The organism is Burkholderia sp. Se-20378, assembly GCF_017104665.1.
Classification (GTDB): Bacteria; Pseudomonadota; Gammaproteobacteria; order Burkholderiales; family Burkholderiaceae; genus Burkholderia; species Burkholderia lata.
The window spans coordinates 1-1,674 of sequence record NZ_JAAGPG010000980.1; the positions used below are offsets into that span (position 1 = coordinate 1).

General features: G+C 70.6%; 1 protein-coding gene. It reads left to right on the top strand.

All coding sequences use genetic code 11. The features are described 5' to 3' along the window. Positions 1-1,674, top strand: a 1,674-nt coding sequence (locus G3N93_RS39520; RefSeq protein WP_206135472.1) for an exodeoxyribonuclease V subunit beta, incomplete at both ends; no start/stop codon positions are given.

Below are 1,674 nucleotides of genomic sequence, written 5' to 3' on the forward strand. Positions count from 1 at the left end.
GAGGCCGCGCAGCGCGCGCGCTGGCTCGCGCTGATCGCCGAATGGCTCGACATGGCGCCGGGCGAGCTGGCCGAGCGCAAGCGCACGCGGCGCGTCGTCTCGTTCGACGATCTGCTCGCGAACCTGTACCACGCGCTGCATGCGCATCCGTGGCTCGCCGAGACGCTGCGCGCACGCTATCCGGCCGCGCTGATCGACGAGTTCCAGGATACCGACCCGCTGCAGTTCGCGATCTTCGACCGGATCTTCGCGCCGGGCGGCCCGCTGTTTCTGGTCGGCGATCCGAAGCAGGCGATCTACAGCTTCCGCGCGGCCGATCTGCATACCTATCTTGCCGCGCGCGCACGGGCGAGCGCGTGCTACACGCTCGCGGTCAACCAGCGTTCGACGCCCGCGATCGTCGACGCGTGCAACCGCTTCTTCATGTCGAATCCGCGCGCGTTCGTGCTCGACGGGCTCGACTACTACGCGGTGCGCGCCGGCACGCGCGTGCGTGCGCCGTTCGTCGATGCAACCGACCCGGGCCCGGCCGGCGACTTCCGGGTGTGGGCGTTGCCGGGCGGCGAAGGCACGTTGCTCAAGCGTGATGCGCAGGCACAGGCCGCGCAGGCCTGTGCCGCCGAGATCGCGCGGCTGATGCGCGGCGCGCGCGAAGGGCGTGTGCGGCTCGGCGATACGCCGCTGTCGCCGGGCGATATCGCGGTGCTGGTGCAGACGCACCGGCAGGGCAGTCTCGTGAAGCGCGTGTTGTCCACGTGGGGCATCGGCAGCGTCGAACTGGCGCAGGCTTCGGTGTTCTCGACCAATGACGCCGAGCAGCTCGAACGCGTGCTGGCGGCGATCGATGCGCCGGGCGACCTGCGGCGTTTGCGTGCGGCGCTCGCATCCGACTGGTTCGGCCTCGATGCCGGTGCGCTGTGGCGGATGGAGCAGGGCGACGGCGACGCGCAACGTGAAGCATCGGCGGCGGATAGCGCCGACGCGATGAGCTGGGTCGAGCGCTTCTCGCGGTATCGGCTGTTGTGGCGCGAACGCGGCTTCGCGGTGATGTGGCGCACGTTCACGCGTGAGCTGCGGATTGCCGAGCGCCTGATGGCCGGCGCGGACGGCGAGCGTCGCGTGACCGACATCAACCATCTGGCCGAACTGACGCAGGCGCGCGCCTCCGCGCAACCGGGCATCGCGCCGACGCTGCGCTGGCTCGCCGCGCAGCGGCTCGACGGCGGCGGGGAGGAAGCGCAGCTGCGTCTCGAATCCGATCGCAACCTCGTGCAGATCGTCACCGTGCACAAGTCGAAAGGTCTTGAATACGCGATCGTGTTCTGTCCGTTCCTGAACGACGGCGGGTTGCGCGAGCCGCCCACGTCCGCGCTGCCCGATGCACGCGAGTATCACGACGATGCGGGCGACGCGGTGCTGCATTACGGGTGCGACGACGAGGCGGCCGAGCATGCGGCGCGTCAGGCGCTGCGCGAGCAGGCCGCGGAACGCGCGCGGCTCGTCTACGTGGCGCTCACGCGTGCGGTCTATCGCTGCTACGTCGTCGCCGGGCCGTACCTGTCGTCGCGCTCGACGCGCGAAGCGCGGCGCAGCGTGCTCAACTGGCTCGTGGCCGGCGCCGGCCAGGCGTTCGATGCATGGCTCGACGAGCCGCCCGACGAAGCCGCGCTCGAT